Annotated in this window: 17 protein-coding genes; 3 read left to right on the forward strand and 14 right to left on the reverse strand. The window is 38.5% G+C overall.

Annotated elements, in window-relative coordinates:
* Positions 1 to 36: 36 nt before the first annotated feature.
* The 8 genes from RWN13_RS00915 to RWN13_RS00950 form a co-directional block, all read right to left on the reverse strand.
* Entirely contained in the window at positions 37 to 1,401 is a 1,365-nt protein-coding gene (locus tag RWN13_RS00915; RefSeq protein ID WP_314059522.1) for a GHKL domain-containing protein, read from the reverse strand.
* A gap of 35 nt (positions 1,402 to 1,436) precedes the next feature.
* On the reverse strand, positions 1,437 to 2,186 hold the full coding sequence (locus RWN13_RS00920; RefSeq protein WP_314059525.1) for a LytTR family DNA-binding domain-containing protein: 750 nt from the start codon (positions 2,184 to 2,186) through the stop codon (positions 1,437 to 1,439).
* Positions 2,187 to 2,424: 238 nt separating this feature from the next.
* The gene (locus RWN13_RS00925; protein WP_314059530.1) at positions 2,425 to 3,237 is read right to left on the reverse strand and encodes a MerR family transcriptional regulator; all 813 of its coding nucleotides are present in this window, start codon (positions 3,235 to 3,237) and stop codon (positions 2,425 to 2,427) included.
* A 76-nt stretch (positions 3,238 to 3,313) separates the two neighbouring features.
* Positions 3,314 to 4,492 carry an MFS transporter gene (locus RWN13_RS00930; RefSeq protein WP_314059532.1) on the reverse strand — a complete coding sequence of 393 codons (1,179 nt, stop codon included), beginning with the start codon at positions 4,490 to 4,492 and terminating at the stop codon, positions 3,314 to 3,316.
* 501 nt (positions 4,493 to 4,993) lie between these two features.
* A complete protein-coding gene (locus RWN13_RS00935; RefSeq protein WP_314059535.1) occupies positions 4,994 to 5,446 on the reverse strand; it encodes a hypothetical protein in 453 nt (150 codons plus the stop codon).
* A 171-nt stretch (positions 5,447 to 5,617) separates the two neighbouring features.
* Entirely contained in the window at positions 5,618 to 6,481 is an 864-nt protein-coding gene (locus RWN13_RS00940) for a S1-like domain-containing RNA-binding protein (protein WP_314059537.1), read from the reverse strand.
* A 103-nt stretch (positions 6,482 to 6,584) separates the two neighbouring features.
* Positions 6,585 to 6,911, reverse strand: coding sequence for an AzlD domain-containing protein (locus RWN13_RS00945; RefSeq protein ID WP_314059539.1), 327 nt, complete (start codon positions 6,909 to 6,911; stop codon positions 6,585 to 6,587).
* On the reverse strand, positions 6,898 to 7,617 hold the full coding sequence (locus tag RWN13_RS00950) for an AzlC family ABC transporter permease (RefSeq protein ID WP_314059541.1): 720 nt from the start codon (positions 7,615 to 7,617) through the stop codon (positions 6,898 to 6,900). Before RWN13_RS00950 ends, RWN13_RS00945 begins: the two co-directional genes overlap by 14 nt.
* 206 nt (positions 7,618 to 7,823) lie before the next feature.
* Here RWN13_RS00950 and RWN13_RS00955 point away from each other — a divergent pair, with 206 nt between their 5' ends.
* The gene (locus tag RWN13_RS00955; RefSeq protein WP_314059543.1) at positions 7,824 to 8,027 is read left to right on the forward strand and encodes a hypothetical protein; all 204 of its coding nucleotides are present in this window, start codon (positions 7,824 to 7,826) and stop codon (positions 8,025 to 8,027) included.
* Between the two features lie 777 nt (positions 8,028 to 8,804).
* Here the strand turns inward: RWN13_RS00955 and RWN13_RS00960 are convergent.
* The 6 genes from RWN13_RS00960 to RWN13_RS00985 form a co-directional block, all read right to left on the reverse strand.
* Entirely contained in the window at positions 8,805 to 10,241 is a 1,437-nt protein-coding gene (locus tag RWN13_RS00960) for an NCS2 family permease (RefSeq protein ID WP_314059545.1), read from the reverse strand.
* Between the two features lie 320 nt (positions 10,242 to 10,561).
* Positions 10,562 to 11,134, reverse strand: coding sequence for a hypothetical protein (locus RWN13_RS00965; RefSeq protein ID WP_314059548.1), 573 nt, complete (start codon positions 11,132 to 11,134; stop codon positions 10,562 to 10,564).
* Positions 11,135 to 11,222: 88 nt separating this feature from the next.
* Positions 11,223 to 11,738: an N-acetyltransferase gene (locus tag RWN13_RS00970; RefSeq protein WP_314059549.1), complete on the reverse strand. Its 516-nt coding sequence runs from the start codon at positions 11,736 to 11,738 to the stop codon at positions 11,223 to 11,225.
* Between the two features lie 160 nt (positions 11,739 to 11,898).
* A complete protein-coding gene (locus RWN13_RS00975; RefSeq protein WP_314059551.1) occupies positions 11,899 to 12,558 on the reverse strand; it encodes an aquaporin in 660 nt (219 codons plus the stop codon).
* Positions 12,559 to 12,746: 188 nt separating this feature from the next.
* The gene (locus RWN13_RS00980; RefSeq protein WP_314059554.1) at positions 12,747 to 14,138 is read right to left on the reverse strand and encodes an L-cystine transporter; all 1,392 of its coding nucleotides are present in this window, start codon (positions 14,136 to 14,138) and stop codon (positions 12,747 to 12,749) included.
* Between the two features lie 351 nt (positions 14,139 to 14,489).
* A complete protein-coding gene (locus tag RWN13_RS00985; protein WP_314059557.1) occupies positions 14,490 to 15,455 on the reverse strand; it encodes a DUF4097 family beta strand repeat-containing protein in 966 nt (321 codons plus the stop codon).
* Positions 15,456 to 15,635: 180 nt separating this feature from the next.
* Here RWN13_RS00985 and RWN13_RS00990 point away from each other — a divergent pair, with 180 nt between their 5' ends.
* Complete coding sequence (locus RWN13_RS00990) at positions 15,636 to 16,946, forward strand: putative DNA modification/repair radical SAM protein (protein WP_314059559.1); 1,311 nt, start codon at positions 15,636 to 15,638, stop codon at positions 16,944 to 16,946.
* On the forward strand, positions 16,943 to 17,698 hold the full coding sequence (locus RWN13_RS00995; RefSeq protein ID WP_314059561.1) for a TIGR03915 family putative DNA repair protein: 756 nt from the start codon (positions 16,943 to 16,945) through the stop codon (positions 17,696 to 17,698). Before RWN13_RS00990 ends, RWN13_RS00995 begins: the two co-directional genes overlap by 4 nt.
* The last annotated feature ends 3 nt before the right edge of the window (positions 17,699 to 17,701 follow it).

The following is a 17,701-nucleotide window of genomic DNA, read 5'->3' on the forward strand; positions in this document are numbered from 1 at the left end:
TCACTCAGGGAATATGTTGTGCCTCTCTTCCATGATTCAAAGGTGAGCAATCGTCAATATTTGAGTGAATTGTCCTTCTTCGCAAATGGTCTGCTTCCAAACATTAGGATACTGATTAATAATTTCCTGATAACTATGCAAACCTAATCCGCGGTTATCTCCTTTTGAAGAAAAACCTGCTTGCCATATCTTCGGTAAAATAGGCAATTCCAAAACCGGATTTTTAACTAAGATTGTTAAATTATGCTCATCTTGACTCAAGACCACTGTCATTTTCCCATGTCTGTCACTTCCACGACATCCTTCTATTGCTTCACTCGCATTATCTATCAGAATTCCTAAGCAACGAACGAGATTATCTATCTCCATTCCCACTTTTTGGACCGGTTTAACCACTTCCAATTCTATGGGAATATTTTTTTTATCCAGTTCCATGATTTTAATGAAAAGCAGGCTTTTGAGCTCTGTGATCTCGACTTGACTTAAATGAGTTGTTTGTTTAATTTTTGTGGCCACTTTACCATCTACCTGACCAATAATCTTGCTTAAATAAGCTTGCATCTCCCCTATTTTACCTTCTTCAGCTTGTAAGTATAGTCCAGATAACATGTTCTTATAATCATGCTGGAGAACACCCATATCTCGTTGAATATCCTCTAAGGTATGTAAATAATTTTTCTGTTCTAAGATAATCATTTCTTGATATTTTAATTTTAATTGAGAAGACCATGAGTAAATCACTAAGCCAAGCATAAGTCCAAAAACACCCCAATAAAAGGCATACATAATCGTTCCTTTGCCCAACAAATTATCTGGATCAACATACTCAATTATATAGTCACCAACTAGGAGCCCAGTAAAAATTAAGGTCGCTATAGACCGAGACTTGTGGTTATTATAGATAACTACAAACCATTCGTCGAAGCCAATCTTCATTAACCCAAAAGAAAGTAGCCCAAAAATGACGACAGGGAGTACTAACAACCCCGACCTCAGGTAAATGCTCTCAATATATCCCTCATTATTGGAAAAGAGATTAAATAGCCCCATTACGATAAAAGTCCCAACTGTCATTAATATACCTGCAATGCCATATAAACCTATCAGCCATGATAACTTTCGTTTGAGTAAAAATTTCATGGCAACCAACAAAATAATTGTATTAAATGTGATATAAACGAACCAGTAAAGGCTTTGCTCATTAATAACATGATGTAAAACATAATTACTAACACTATCAATTACTGCCAGTCCTAAACTAAACACACACAATTTTTGTCGATTAACTTGGCTATGACTAAGAAATGATACCAACTTTAATAGAAGAATCATTCGCCCAACAGTCCCTCCCCAATTTACCAACCAAACTAGCAATTCCATATACGCTTTTCTCTCTTTCACCTTATTTTTCCAAACAAACAGTTACACCAACGATGCTAACAGGACGTTATCTGATTAGTCGTCTGAAAAAATTTTCTCATCTTACGAGACATCAAACAAACTCCCTCATTAGCCATCCTTAACTGCCCAGTGTTGTAATCTACTGCTCTAATATAGTCTCGATTAACTAAATAAGAACGATGGGACCGTATAAACGACTCACCTAGTCTGGTTTCAATTTCTGATAACTTACCAAAAAATTCCAGCTGTTTCCTCGTTCCATGTAATAGAATCCGATGAGTATTAGAAGACGTTTCAAAATACAAAATATCAGTAACGAGAATATGATGGACTTCATTAAAAATCTTTATAGAAAAGTATGAGCCTGCATCAGTCTGATCGTCATATAAGCGCTCAACAACGCTATCCAAGCACTGCCTAATTCGAAGGGGTAATGCTTTGACCTCATCCTTTAAAATATAATCCATGGCTTCTATTCGATAGTTAAAGGTTTCAAACGACAAATCTCCATGAGTCGTCACATAAATAATAAATCCCCGTGGGTCTAATTTACGAATTGCTTCACCTAATTGAAACCCATCCATCGCCTTATCTTTTAAGTCCACATCAAGAAAATAAATTCCTAACTGAGGGTTCTCTTTCAACCTATCCAAGGTCTCCTCTGGTCTATTGGCAATCGAGATAATCTTCAGATCATAAGCTTTAATCAGACAGTATTGACTGATTTGTTTTGCAAGCATCTCTTGATAATGGCGCTGATCCTCACAAATATAAATCGGTACCATAACTTTTCCCCCTTGATTTCCCTTGTCAACGGTTTGACTTTCCAGACTATTTCAACTAGTCTAAAAAAGTTACCTGTGACACGCGGCTGATGTTCTTTAACTATTCCTTATTTTATCTTACTTATACCAAAATTAACAGAAGAACTTACACAGTTTTCTTATATTTGCTCAGATAAAAGAAGCATGCCTCCCCATTTTTCTGGTGAGACATACTTCTTTTAAAGCCAGTTGCCTTGAACTAGCTTACATCAAGTTGATTCTTTTCTACTGGAAAATAAACAGAAGTTTCCCATTCATTGACTGGTTTATTGTTCATAGCAGACTCATCGTAGACTTCAAAAGGTGCCAGTCGACTTTTATAATGATTTTCTGCCATAAACTCAACAATTGCAGCATAAGCTTCTGATAAATTATCATAACTTCCTCGATGAACCGTCACTAAATGCGGACCGCCAGCTAATAGTCGTGATGCCTGCTGACTATCTTTCACTGGAACAGCCACTTCAATATCCGTATCTGCTGCAGCGAACTCCGGGTCATGGTAAATCGCCATTGCAGGACCCGTTGGAAAAGCCTGGAGTTTCCCAATTTTTTCAAACAATTGTCCAAAAGCCTGATCAAACTGTTCGATCCCCATCTGCTGTCGCACACTAATAATTGGCAATGGCTCTCGCTCCACTTGTCTAATCTCATAATTTTTTTGATAATTCATTATTTTTCCCGTCCTCTCTATGTCTTTCAGATGGGCATCAAGTTCAGTAATGGCCGCTTGAATGTGATTGATATCTTTTGCCAGTATGTATTTCTGATTGATTAACGCAGGAATAAGGACGTCTTCAGACACTAATACCACTTGTATCTCTTGCAAACTCATCCCGTATCGCTTCAATCGATTAATTAACAACATCTGACTTATTTTACTTTCACTGTAATACCGATAATGAGTCAGATCATCCACTTTGCTTGGTAACAGTAAACCTATTTTATCATAATGCCTTAAGGTTTTAACTGTGACACCACAAACTTTGGAAAATTCACCAATCGTTAGCATTTCTAACCACCTTTCAACTTGATTACCTCAATTCTCAGCTTACAAGCTGACCTTAGGGGAGAGTCAAGTATTTATTCTAAACTATTTTTTTTCGACGAAGACTGATTAAAATAATCACCATTCCAAGCCCAGCTTGTAAAAGCCCGAACAACAGGAGTTGTAATACACCTGATAGATCTAAAAGCCAGCCACCGACTAAGCTGCCGATAACATTGCCAAAAGTGACACCAGCCATCATAAATGTTTGGCCTTTCACTCGGTCTTTTGGCGCCATCCATTCATTAATATAATGAGCATAGGCTGGTGTAATTAATGCAAAAGACAATGCCTGCAATACCTGAGCGCTCTGCAATACTATAAAATTTGGCGCTAATACATAAATAATCGCTTTAATAAAGAAAAAAACAGCTGAAATACGCAATAAAACAATCACATTAAATTTTTCTTCCAATCGTTTGAAGCCAAACATCGTCGGTATTTCTAAAAAACCAGCCAGGGCAATCGCAAAACCAATCTCCTTATTGCCACCACCGACATGATGGACAATTTGAGGCAAATAAACATTGGCTATTGTGTGAAAGCTAAAGATGATCGCTATTCCCACTAAAAACAGAAAAAAGCTTGGGTATTTTTTGTGAAGTTCCTTAAGACTTGTTGGCGCTTCAACTTCTTCATAAACAACGAATTCACCAAGTTCTGGCAAGCTCCAAATAATAAAAAGAAGAGCCATAGTTAACCCTGTAGACATCCATGGAATCCACATCGTTGAATGAATTTCCAGCCAAAGTCCCATCACAAAAGAAAATGACGCGTACATCATCGAACCCAACCCTCTTGAAAAAGAAAAAGATAAGTCAGCTCCATCATTGATATAATCGTAAATGAGGGAAGTCACTAATGGTTGGCTATTAAACAACAATACAATCAATAAACAATAGAGCACGGCCATAACAAGAGTTTGTTCCACGAAAATCACAGTCCCCAAGGATACCAGTCCGCTAAGAAAAAAGAAAACCATCATCACTTTTCGAACAGTTAACTGTCGATACTTATCAATTAATATCCCCGTCATAAACTGGGCGAAGACAGACAAGAGACTCCCTAAAGCAATAATAAGCCCAATTTGACTGTTTGGCACCGTATTTGATATTAAAAACACGGTGGCAAATCCAGAGATAGAACAAAAAGACATCCAATAAAACGCTTGTAATAAATAAATTCGGCTTTTCAGGCCGTTTGATGTCAACGTAGCCAAAGAATCCCCTCTTTCTCATAAGTATCTTCATCATACCAAAATTCACCGATAGAAAAAAGATGTCTCTCTATTTATTCATTAAACTACAACCAAAAACAAACGGATTTTATCAATAAAAAAAAGACGAGCCTATACTCATCACCTATCTGGTTCCTACTAAATAATCACCACGCTTCGATCTCACCCCATTTAAAATGCTCTTCGACCTTCAAGACCTTGTTCCTTGCTTCTAAATGCTAAGGCATTAAGAGCAACGGCAATGCTCGACGCTTCAGCGTATAGCAAATAATGAGATTGGAAAGAAGCAGAGTGTGCCTTGTCTCTAATTGCTGTTATTATACTTACGAATGTATTCCTTAGAGATAAGGGACATCGTAGGAAAGCACTAAGATTCGAAGACGATTAACTGTTAAACCACCAGCTAAAAAAAGCTGAAAATACCACTTGGAATGGCTCAGTGGAGCTATCTGTTTGAATTATGTTACAAGATGTATATATATCTTAAGTAAAACGTAACTTTCCTTCTTCCATCCGTAAATAATAACTAATTTCCGCCACTTCGTCTAAAATAATTTGATTAATCTTATAGTCACCGTAATAGACAAATAAAGCCTTGATGATTAGTTTACGAATCTCTAAGGTCTCCCTGATTAGTTTTTTAGGCATTTTAATTCCCTTAGCAAAAATTGATTTAGTGACTTCATCACTAAGTTCTGTATGGTCAATGACGAAAAAAAAGATCAGCAGTCCCTTATAATCTAAAACAAAATAACGAGGCATTTCATAACTAAAAGAGATATGTTGATTTGACAATGAGACAAGATAAACCCCTTCATTTTCAGCGATGGTAACATTTTTTGGCTGACTGAGTTTTTGTGAAACTGGATCAACTAAAGGAACTTTGGCAAACTCCTTCAGTTCTTCTTCGGTTACTAGTCGTTTTTTAAAGTTCATTTTTGTCATCCCTTTCAACAGAAGTCAGAATAATTAATCATTTACACTATTATTCCACATTCTGATAAAATGTCAACTTTTCCAACAAAATTGTAAGAAAACTATCAACCTGTAAGAGATAGTTTAAAAATAACAATAAAAAAGCTACCCTACATTCTAGGGTAGCTTGTACTATTCTTTGATTAAGACGGTATAGCCGTCCTCTTGTTTAATTTTACGTTGCTTTAATAACGTCCCCAAGGCCCGTTTAAACTGTCCTTTTGAAATAGCAAAAGTTAATTGAATTTCTTCTGGCGTTGATTTATCCGTAAAGGGAATACGACCATCTGCTGACTTTTCCAAGAACGTTAAAATCATCATGGCATCATCACCGATAACTTCGTGAGCACGTGGTTTGACAGAAATATTGAGTACACCATTTGGTCCAATCCCAATCACTCGGGCTTTCAAGACTTCACCAATCCGGGGTTCAATGTACCGTTCAGAGGGATGTAAAAAGCCTAGATAAAAATCATCTGTAATCACATAAGTTCCGATTACTTTTAAGCGATAAGCCGTTGCTATGACATCCTTATTCTTAAACTCGGCTTCGTCTTTTGCCTGACGGCTAATGGCTTTAAACATTGTTTCGTCAGCTAAAGTCGCCCACATTCTGTCTTTGTCATCAACGATCACGGCTACCATTAAACGGTCACCTTTTTTTGGCCATAATTCCCGCATGGTTGGCAATTCATCAATCGATAAGACAATTTCTTTATCCGGTAGACCAATGTCAATAAAAGCGCCTAAGTCTTTACGCGTCGCCACAACTTCTCCGAAGCCATAATGGCCTTGAGATATTGCCGGGATATTAGTGGTCATACGGTTATCTTGCTTCTGATCCACATACCCGTACCCTTCAACAGCTTCACCTAATTCGTGTTCGCCTTCGCTTTTAGCTAGCTTAAAAGTTACCCCATCTTTTTGCACAAAGTAAGCTAGATCGTTTTCATCCGTAATCAACCCAGTAAACACTGTTCCTAATAAATTTTGCATGTTAATCTCCTTCTTATTCATGAGTTCAAAGTCACTTCGAGCTCCTACACTGCCAATTGCAACGTGTGAAATATTATCTTATTATAGCACAGAAGAATGAAAACTACATGAAAAAACGTAAAGCCGCCATGGAAATAATCCCCACAATCACCGTCCACATTAAATCACGACTAATCACCCCAACAGCGATAGTCGGTAGGCTTGCTAAAATGTTCTCACTATTAAAGGTCGGTAGCCCATGGCTCTGTTGCACTAATAGCCCCTGAACAAATAATGCTGTTAAAATACACATTGGTAAATAGGATAAAAATTCATTTAGTCCTTTAGAGAACGTCATTTTTTTAGATAAAATAAAGGGAGCAATCCGCGGTACCCATGTCACTACTCCACATAATACAATGGTCAACACAATCATTTTATTTGCTGTCACGATTTACCACCACCCCAACTGTGCAACCAATTAACGTTGCCGCGATCACACTCATTTCCGCTGACAAAATCCCCATTAACAGATACAAACTGAACACCACTGAAAGCAAAGTCACTACCGTTTGTTTGGTACGCTTACGCATCGGTAATTCAACTTGCAAAATAATCAATCCGATAAACATAGCGGTTAAAGCAAAATCTAAGCCGAACTGTTCTGGGTTAGGCATCCAATCACCAATTAATCCGCCAATCATCGTGGCAATAATCCATGTTAGGTAAGCCGTTATATTCAACCCGTGAGCCCATTTCGTTGTCACTTCCTTACCATTTTGAATAGCCGTCATTAACACACCATACGACTCATCCGTTAGTAAAGTGCCAATACCAACTGACTGCACTATGGTTTCCTTTTTAAAATAATCGGCCACGGATAAACTCATCAGAAAATGCCGCAAATTCACTAAAAATGTGGTCAGCACGATTGGACCAATCGGACTGCCCATTAAAATCATACCACTAATGATAAATTGCGCACTACCTGCGTAAACAAGCACGGATAATAGCGTAATCTCCAAGATAGATAAACCCGATCCTTTCCCAACAATTCCCGCTGCTAACCCAATTCCCAAATACCCCAAAATGGTTGGCACACAAGCTTTGACCCCTTCATGAAAACTTTGATAACCTTTTGAATAATTCTCTTCCATCGCAACCACCTTTCAACAACCCTGACTTAATTGAATATTCTGACTATTCAGTAAGTCGTAAATCGTTAAGAACCATCTTATCGCTAAATCTTATAAATGTAAAGAGGTTCTAGCTGTTTTCTAAAAAAACCTCACCTTTTACTCCCTTGTCATTTCGTGGTAAACTTAAGTCAAGAACTAGCTCGAAACATGAGGGGGAATCAATCATGATTAAAAGACTGACCACAACATTTCTGGGAATGTTACTATACACTGTTGTGGCCTATGGCGGAAATTTGATTACCGGGGTTGCAAAACATTCCAGCTTTTTGGAAGTATTAGGTGAATCTCTTTTCTTCGGTATTTTTGTCTTCCTCTTTCAAAGTTTTCGCCAAAAAGACTCAAGTAATAAAAATGACAAAACCTCCTAAAGGTTTTGTCATTTTTATTACTTATTTTATAGCTTACAGACTAGCTTAAACTTTCTCTTCAGTGACAAAACTCATCTTTCAAGGTTGAAAACCTATAAGCCAGCTCCGTTAATGGCAGCATTATGCCCCTTCAAAAACTGCTTAATAGATACAGCCAGACTGTCACAAATTGATTCGGCAGACTCTTTGGCTATTTGATTAGTTACTTGTTAGAGACAGGCACCACCTTCTGAGATGACAGCAGCTCTTATTACTTTTTCTTGCAGATTAATGTCAATTCCAATTGCCTCTTTCATCATTTCTCTCCCTTTTATTCAAGCAACGTGACCATTTGGACTGAGTGACAGGACGAATTTGTTTTAATTAATACTTACCATTCCCTTGTCAGTCAACTTTCAACTAGCTATTCGCCCTCAAAATAATCGAAGGTATGTTATTAGTTAATAATTGGACAATCAAAGACACATCCATCAGGAATCAGCCTAAAACAAAACTAATAAAAATCGTTAAACAAACGTTTTTTCAGGAAGTCTATTAACAAGCACCTTGATACAACTAACTTTTACGATGAAATTATACCATGAAAAACAACTGTTTTTGACTATTTTCTCATTCAAAACAATTGCCTATATCCTTTTACAACTCGTTTAACTTCTTAGTATCATTAAATTATACGCAAAATAAAGAAGGCGAGAGCCTTCCTTATTTACGCTTCAATAGTCTAATAACGACATTATTCTTTATTTTTTGATTCAACTACTTCTCAACTAAACTTTTTTACAGAATCGCTAATATTATAAAGTTTAGAATGAATAAACCTGTCACTAACCATAAAATCGGTGAAATTTCTTTTGTTTTGCCTTTAGCTAACTTGACAATAACAAAGAAAATAAATCCTGCTGCAATCCCATTTGAAATACTATATGATAATCCCATAAAAACCGACGCGAAGAAGGCAGGTACAGCGTCCTCTAGATCTGTCCAGTTAATATCTTTAAAGGAGGCCATCATCATCACACCCACTAAAATCAAAGCTGGGGCTGTCGCTTGTGCCGGTACCACACTAATCAGCGGTGAAAAGAAACTACTTAACAAGAATAAACCAGCTACCACGACGGAAGTTAGACCCGTACGGCCACCTACACCAATCCCCGCAGCACTTTCAACAAATGTGGTCGTATTAGACGTACCAAAGATTGCCCCAATCGACGTCGCAATCGCATCAGAGAATAGAGCTTTATCCATTTTAGATTTAAAGCCTTTACTGTCTTCAAGAGCCGCTTCATCTTCTTTACTAAAGATTCCTGTCCGACGACCAGTTCCAATAAATGTACCGATTGTATCAAAGGTATCCGATAAACTAAAAGCCAAGACAGTCATCAATACTTGAGGAATTTTAGCTGTATCTGCAAACAGTGACGGCAACCCTTTAGAACTAAAGGCTGCGCCAAATGTCGTCCCTAATTCATTGATTGAACTGCTCAACGAGTTGGTTTTGAAGTCAATCGCACTTAAATCAACGACTCCCATTAAAATACCAATAAGAGTTGTGCCGATAATGCCAATCAAAATGGCTCCCTTAACATTCATGATGACTAACACAATCATTAGAACAATGCCAATAACAGCTAGTAACACACCCGGGTTATTAAAATTAGCCAGACCTGGTACAATCCCGCCGTTCATTGTCACATTCGTTGCAGCATCGCCTTCGACTACAGAACTTGTGATTGTATTAGAATCAGCAGAAAAACTCAATAAATTGGCGTTTTTAATCCCAACATATGCCACAAAAATACCAATCCCTCCACCAATTGCATGTTGCATACTTTCTGGAATTGCTCTAATAATTAACTTACGAATTTTTGTCACCGTGATGATAATATTGATAATCCCACAAAGGAAAACCATCCCAAGTGCTTGCTCCCACGAATACCCTAATCCAAAAACCACTGTAAATGTAAAGAAAGCATTTAATCCCATACCCGGTGCTTGAGCGTAAGGAACGTTAGCAAAAAGCCCCATGATTAACGTTCCTATGGCCGCTGAAATAATGGTAGCTAAGAACACTGCCTGAAAGGGCATGCCTGATAATGATAAAATAGCTGGATTAACAAATAAAATATAACTCATAGCAAAGAAAGTCGTAAAGCCCGCCATCACTTCCGTACTAACATTGGTGTTATTCTCTTTTAATTTAAAAAACTTTTCCATTTGATATTCCCAATCTCCCTTGTCACTGTTTTTTGTTAATCAAATCACGGTAAAACCGAACAATAAAATTATAAAATGATAATTGCATTCGCCTTTTAATCAACATACCCTTATTATAGTCAAGAATTATTGTTAATACAACATTTTTATAGATGTTTTCACTTTTTTTCTGTTTATTGTTCGTGTTTAAACCGGTAAACCTGATTTACAGCCCAATTAGTTAAATAATGGTGAGAAAAACGGAACAAAAAAAGCTCACTTCATTAAAAGTAAGCCGGATTTAAAATAAATTCGATTCTTCAGTTCACGACTCCCTTACACTACTGAAGAACATACTTCGCCAACATCTCTTGCCCCTTTGGCATCAATACATAAATGCCTGGATGAGTTAAATCATCGATAAATTCCTCAGAAAAATTCAACTTAATGACACTAATCGCCTCCGCAATACTATTTCCTGGTAATAGGTGATGTTCTTCCAGCAACTCATTTAATTCAGTTAGAGGCCAATAAAATAAATTATTGATACTTTCATCAATATCCAAATAATCATCAACCAACAGTTCCTCGGTTTTCGTCACTGGGTTTATACCGTAAGTTCGTTCAAAATAAGCTGGGAATTCCGTGACCTGACAGGAACACCCTTTAATCCATTCCAACAGTTTAAGCTCTCCTTGCAATAACCCATCTTCATTAGGGGTCAAATACTCTTCCCCAATCATCAAATCAGGATGCTTGACCATCTCTTTAATCCATTCCTCGATTCCTTCCTCATACGGAATATAAGGAAAGACTGGGTATTTTTCATAAACGCTAATAATTTTTGCCAACTCTTTTTGATAATCAATCGCCACCAGCGACTCCTTTTTCTTAAATAAATCAAACATTCCCATTGTTCCGTCTCCCTTTTCTCTTCCTTTACTATACAGCTTTCCCACAACCTACCTCAAATTTCCGGATGATATCGAGGAACTAACATTTTTAAGTTAAACTTTTTAAATAAACAACTTGACCACTAATCCCTTTAAGCTCACCAGTTAAGCTCTTGATCATGAAATAACATGAAGGCACCTCAAAGGGGCAAGTAATCCCATAGATTTGTGCTTCTTGATAACCCAAGCGTTGATAATAATCCGGATCACCTAAAATTAAGATCCCCCGATACCCTTCCGCCTGTGCTCGTCTTTCCAACTCAGCAATAAGCTTGCCACCTAGTCCTTGTCCCTGATGGTCCACAGCAACCGTTAAGGGGGCCAAAGCAAGAAATTTATCATGTTGCCCAACTTTTGCCTCACTCAACATCCCATGGCCAACAACATCCCCGTCCTTGAGGGCCACTACCTCAAAATCATTTCGGTAACTAGCTTCCACACGCAAAGATTCAACTATATGATCCTCAGTAACTACCTCTTGAACAGCAGCAAAAGACCTGCAAATCATCTTTTTTATTGCGTGAAATTGATGCTTTTTTACCGTTTCTAATACAACCTGGCTCATATTTTCCCTCCACTAAATCAGGCTGCTACTGTCTAACGCCTTCTCTATTTCCATTTATTATACCTCAGCTTAAAACAAAGTGATAGACTTCCAATCATTCATTCTGTCTTGCATGCTAAATTTTCCTCAAAAAAAAGCGCCCTATTAGGACGCCTTTCCATTATTTTTCTGAATCCAATACTTGTTTAGCGAAGACAGCTGCTAAGACACCTCCGATAAGTGGGGCAACAATAAAGACCCAAACATCTTTCAAAGCATCGCCACCAGCGAAAATCGCAGGAGCCAAACTTCTTGCTGGATTGACAGACGTACCTGTCAATTTAATTCCAAGTAAATGTACCAGTACTAAACCAAAGCCAATTGCCAAACCAGCAAATTTGCCATCGCCTTTTTTACCAGTTACACCCATAACCACTGTAACAAAAACAAATGTTAAAATAATTTCAATGACAACTGCTGCAAAGGTCCCAACTGTTGCTGTTGAATTTTGACCTAAATTACTTGTCTCCACCCCTGCACTGTTTAAAATAAATAATAGCGTTGCTGTTGCTAAAAGTCCACCCAGAACTTGAGCAATGACGTAAATTCCTGCAGTTTTCGTATCAATGCGTTTATTAACCCACATGCCAATTGTCACCGCTGGATTGACATGACAACCAGATATCGTGCCTATTGAATAAGCCATTGCGACGATTGATAACCCAAACGCCATTGCAATCGTTAATACATCTTCTCCTCCAGTTACAACTGCTGTACCTGTTCCGAAAAGAACTAAGACAAACGTGCCGACTAATTCAGCTAACCCTTTTTTTAACTCCATATTCTTACCTCTTTTTCATTTGATTTGTCTCCTAATCCTTAGGGACAATCCATATTTTACTCCTTTAGAAAAAGAAATAACACTTATATGCCTGAACGATTTAAAAACTATCATATGAAATCATTATTTGAACATGACTATGTAAAAAGACTCACTAATCACATAGATTAGTGAGTCCTCATTCAATTTTAGATAGACGAGGAAACCACTGCCTCTTCATCATTTAAGACACTGTCATCTAGTTCCTTAATGCGACGACTGGTAATAATACCGGCTAACATACTGTCACTCACGTTCACAGCTGTTCGTGCCATATCAATCAAAGGTTCAACTGAAATCACCAGGCCAACAATGGCAACAGGTAGATTCAAGCTCCCTAAGACAATTAACGAAGCAAAGGTTGCCCCGCCTCCAACTCCAGCAACACCGAATGAACTAATTGTCACTACTGCGATGATTGTCAAAATATAGGTAGGACTAAAAATATCGATCCCGACAGTCGGTGCCACAATTGCCGCCAACATCGCTGGATAAACACCAGCACAGCCATTTTGACCAATTGACAAACCAAAACTAGCAGCAAAGTTGGCCGACGCATCGTCGACTCCAAGTGCTTTTCGCTGTGTTTCAATATTTAGTGGCAAAGCCCCGGCGCTTGAACGTGAGGTAAACGCAAAGCTTAGAACTGGAAAAGCTTTTTTAATATACGTTAAGGGGTTGACTTTGACAAAAGCCAACAGGACCAAATGGACGATGAAAACCACGATTAAGGCGGTATAAGAGGCTAGCACAAATTTCCCTAAATTGACAATGGCTTCATAGTTACTTGTGGCAGTTACTTTCGTCATTAACGCGACGATCCCATAAGGCGTTAAGCGTAAGACCAAGGTCACTATTCTCATGACAATTTTATATAATGAATTAATTAATTTCGCAAAAAATTCAGCTTCCTCTGGTGCTTTACGTTTGATGCCCAAGTAGGCAACCCCCACAAAAGCTGAGAAAATAACTACAGCAATTGTACTTGTTGCACGAGTGCCCGCTAAATCAGCAAAAATGTTTTTTGGTAGGAAAGATAAGAGTTGTTGTGGAATAGTCACCCCTTCAACCATCCCTTGACGCTCCGCCAATTCGGCAATCCGAGCTGTTTCAGCAGCTCCTTTGGCAAATTCAGCCCCTTGCAAATTAAACGCAAAGACAGACACTATTCCAATTAAGGCAGAAATGGCTGTCGTTCCCAACAACGTGGCTAAAACTGTAAAACTGATTTTACCTAATTGTTTATTCGCCTCAAGTCGGGTAAACGCACCAACGATTGAAACAAAAACTAAAGGCATAATCAACATTTGCAATAGACCCACATACCCATTCCCCACAATATTAATCCAATCCATGGCAGTAGTGGTTACTTTAGAATCAATCCCAAAACTTAATTGAATGACCACGCCAAAGACGATACCGATGATTAATGCCGCGAAGACTCGTGTGGAGAACTTCACATGTTTCTTCTGCAAGACATAAAACCCGTAGATAATCCCTAAAAATACTGCTAAAATCAACAAAATAAACCCTGTTGTCATTAATAAAACCTCCTTTAATCGTCTCCCTAATGACATGGAGACTGTTCCATCATAAGAGTAAAGGTCCCAGTTGTCCTACTTTTTCCGAATAAGCCAACCTAGTAGTTACATACTTTTGATCCAAGTACCTAACTACCAGTGATTTTTTAAGTTTACTAAAGATTAGTAACGATAGCAATTAGAACGCCTCCAATATGATCAGTTAATCCCACCATCTCTAGAATTATCCCATTTGCCCGAGCCTTTAGAGGCAATCGCCTCCCTTTACCTATACATAACACACAGACGCTCAATTAACCAGTTTATCACCAAAAAAAAAAACTGACCCCCTCACGAAGTCAGCTATTCTATTTAATTACGGATTACTTTAATGCTTCCTGATGTGGCCTTAGTTGCAATAGTCACTTCTGGATCAGTCCCAATTGTACCTGTTTTATGGTTACCATCTTTGCTTAAATCATCATTAAAGTCAGTACTGATGCTGCCACTGCTTGTTTTACTATTAAAAGCAAACTGCAAATCCTTAGGAATCGTTAATTTAATACTGCCGCTGTTGGCTTCCGCACTAATATCACCACTAACTTTATTAAAACTTGCTGTAACCGAACCAGAAGTAGTTTTAAGTTTGGCGCTGCCAATTGCTTCTCCCACTTTTATATCACCACTATTCGCAGTCAATTTTAAATCTCCTTTGACTTTCGCTATTTTAAGACTGCCGCTGGTAGCTTCCCCAACAATGGATTGACTGATTATCTCGTCGATTTTGATACTACCACTATTACTCTTAAGTTCTGTCTCATCCCCTATTAGTTTAGTCACTTTGACAGAACCGCTCGTACTCTTTAGCTTAATTTTGTCTGCCTTTACACTCTTTAATTTTAGGCTCCCACTATTTGCTTTACCTGAGAACTCCTTTAACTCAAAGGATTCACTGGCTCTGACAGAGCCGCTTGTCACATTAATCCCTAACATTTCATGGTAATCCTTTGGTAAATAAATATCAATATGACTATTGTCATTTAGTGTGAACCACGAACTCGTTCTTTTTCCACCTGTGATGGAGAGTCTTTTATCCTCATCTTTAATATCTGCTTTTGCATTTTCTTTATTTGTTAGTAAATACTCTTCCACCCTGACTTTATCTGAGTCACTTTCATAAAAATTAACACTGTCAGAATGATAGTTAATTGAAATCTCCTTCAGCCCACTGGTCGACAGCTCTTGAGTGTTAACAAGCTTTGCTTTATTAACACCGCAGCCACCTGCAAACACCGCCAAACTCCCCAAAAGAATAATCCCACAAATTGTCTTTTTCATTGATATTTTCCTCGTTCCCGTCTATTATTTCTTTAACTATACCTCTTTTCGATCTTTTTTACTTAGGACTTGAGACTGATTTATTTCTATGAACTTAGATTTAGAATTGACAATTGCCTTAAAACATCATACACTTAAAATAAACAAGAACATACGTTCGTAACGGAGAGGGAGAAATTTATGGATATTGAGATGAAATTGGAAATATTGACAGAATCAGCTAAATATGATGCATCCTGTTCCAGTAGTGGCGTTACCGGTGAGCGAGGCGGTACTCTTGGAAGCACAGCGGTGGCAGGATGCTGCCATTCTTTCTCAGCCGATGGTCGTTGTATTTCACTGTTAAAAATTTTATTAACAAACGTATGTATTTTTGATTGTCATTACTGCGTCAATCGTAAATCTAACAGCATTCGACGCGCCACCTTTACCCCAGAAGAGATCGCTCGACTAACTATTGATTTTTATCGACGCAATTATATTGAAGGTCTTTTTCTCAGTTCCAGTATTATCAAAAGTCCTGATTATACCTGTGAGTTGATGATTAAAACCTTGGAATTATTACGAAATCACTATGGTTTTGCCGGCTACATTCACGTTAAAGCAATTCCAGGCGCTGATGCCACTTTGATCGATCGCTTGGCTTTCTTAGCTGACCGACTTAGTTCTAATATTGAATTACCAAGCCAAGAAAGTCTGGCGCTCTTGGCACCGGACAAGAGCCCTCAGGCAGTCGTCAGGCCTATGAAGCAGATCGCTCAGCGAAAAAAAGAATTAGCACTAATTGGTCACCATCGTCAGACAAAACAATATGCACCTGCTGGTCAATCCACCCAGATGATTATTGGGGCAACCCCTGATGACGACTATCAAATCTTGCAAACAACGGCCTCACTTTATGATAAATTCCAGTTAAGACGAGTCTATTTTTCAGCTTACATTCCCACGGTAGCTCACAGCTTATTGCCATCTCTTGATACAAAACCGCCTTTACTGAGGGAACACCGCCTTTACCAAGCCGATTGGCTAATGCGCTTTTACCAATTTGAGGCTAGTGAAATCTTGTCACCTGAACAACCTAACTTTAATCTCTATATTGACCCTAAGGCTAACTGGGCGATTCAGCATTACGACCAATTTCCTATTGATGTTCAGCGAGCACCACTTGGGCAGTTGCTGCGAATTCCCGGGATCGGTCCTACTAGCGCTAGACGAATCATCAATTTGCGAAAACATCGACAACTGGATTATACCGACTTAGCTAAAACCGGTGCTGTCATGAAACGAGCCAAGTATTTTGTCGCATGTAAGGACTATGCTAACAATCAACCTATCTCTGACCCACTGCGACTGATTGCCTCCTTAATGTCGGCTAAAGATTATCAACAACTGAAAACAGCTAACACCCAACTGGAAAGTGAGCAGCTTACCCTTTTCGATCCTGAATACTTGGCAAGAGAAAAACAACGAGAGGTGGGAATCGGCCAATGATGCCTGAAAATAACGAACTATTAGAATATGATGGAACCTTTGATGGCTTTCTTTCTTGCGTTGACGTTGTCTTCCGCCACCAACAACGTCCCCAGCAAATCCTCTCTTCAAAGGCTATCGCAGAAACACTATTTAGTGGCCGCTATATTAAAACTGACCACGTATTAGCAGCTCGGATCAAAAAAAGACTGAAACAACGCCTGACAACTGAAAGCTGGCTATTTATCGAAAAAGGATTTGCTACTGTCACTGAAAATCGAGAGGCCTTCTTAATCATCGCCATAGAATACGGGCTTCACTTCGGTGATAATTTGAGTCGTCATACTTACCGCAAAGAAATCGAAGATCTCGCGATTGGCATTCGTCAGCTTAACTCTGAAATCCATCATTATCAAGGCTTTACCCGTTTTAATGAAGTGGATGGCTGGTTGATTGCAGTGATTGAACCTAAACACGGTGTTCTGCCCTTTTTAATGCCTTTTTTTTGTCAGCGATTTCCTAACGAACGGTTCATTATTTGCGAAAAAAAATCCCAGATGATTGGCAGTTATGAGAATAGCCAACTTACTTTTAGCGACTTACACCAGCTGCCTGAATTATCCTTATCTACAACAGAACTGGCTATTCAAGAGCAATGGCGCACCTTTTTCCAGACCATTACGATCGAAGAACGGCGAAACCCAACTTGCCAACAGACTCATCTACCTAAACGGTTTTGGAAATACTTACCGGAGATGACTGAAAATGGATGAAAA

This window comes from uncultured Vagococcus sp., from assembly GCF_963518325.1.
In the GTDB taxonomy this organism is placed as follows: Bacteria; Bacillota; Bacilli; order Lactobacillales; family Vagococcaceae; genus Vagococcus_D.

Excerpts from the sequence above, each read along its gene's own strand:
- RWN13_RS00935 (WP_314059535.1), bottom strand. The coding sequence starts at position 5,446 with ATGAACTTTAAAAAACGACTAGTAACCGAAGAAGAACTGAAGGAGTTT.
- RWN13_RS00995 (WP_314059561.1), top strand. The coding sequence starts at position 16,943 with ATGATGCCTGAAAATAACGAACTATTAGAATATGATGGAACCTTTGAT.
- RWN13_RS00955 (WP_314059543.1), top strand. The coding sequence starts at position 7,824 with ATGATTAAAAGACTGACCACAACATTTCTGGGAATGTTACTATACACT.
- RWN13_RS00975 (WP_314059551.1), bottom strand. The coding sequence starts at position 12,558 with ATGGAGTTAAAAAAAGGGTTAGCTGAATTAGTCGGCACGTTTGTCTTA.
- RWN13_RS00950 (WP_314059541.1), bottom strand. The coding sequence starts at position 7,617 with ATGGAAGAGAATTATTCAAAAGGTTATCAAAGTTTTCATGAAGGGGTC.
- RWN13_RS00965 (WP_314059548.1), bottom strand. The coding sequence starts at position 11,134 with ATGGGAATGTTTGATTTATTTAAGAAAAAGGAGTCGCTGGTGGCGATT.
- RWN13_RS00980 (WP_314059554.1), bottom strand. The coding sequence starts at position 14,138 with ATGACAACAGGGTTTATTTTGTTGATTTTAGCAGTATTTTTAGGGATT.
- RWN13_RS00970 (WP_314059549.1), bottom strand. The coding sequence starts at position 11,738 with ATGAGCCAGGTTGTATTAGAAACGGTAAAAAAGCATCAATTTCACGCA.
- RWN13_RS00985 (WP_314059557.1), bottom strand. The coding sequence starts at position 15,455 with ATGAAAAAGACAATTTGTGGGATTATTCTTTTGGGGAGTTTGGCGGTG.
- RWN13_RS00940 (WP_314059537.1), bottom strand. The coding sequence starts at position 6,481 with ATGCAAAATTTATTAGGAACAGTGTTTACTGGGTTGATTACGGATGAA.
- RWN13_RS00990 (WP_314059559.1), top strand. The coding sequence starts at position 15,636 with ATGGATATTGAGATGAAATTGGAAATATTGACAGAATCAGCTAAATAT.
- RWN13_RS00960 (WP_314059545.1), bottom strand. The coding sequence starts at position 10,241 with ATGGAAAAGTTTTTTAAATTAAAAGAGAATAACACCAATGTTAGTACG.
- RWN13_RS00925 (WP_314059530.1), bottom strand. The coding sequence starts at position 3,237 with ATGCTAACGATTGGTGAATTTTCCAAAGTTTGTGGTGTCACAGTTAAA.
- RWN13_RS00920 (WP_314059525.1), bottom strand. The coding sequence starts at position 2,186 with ATGGTACCGATTTATATTTGTGAGGATCAGCGCCATTATCAAGAGATG.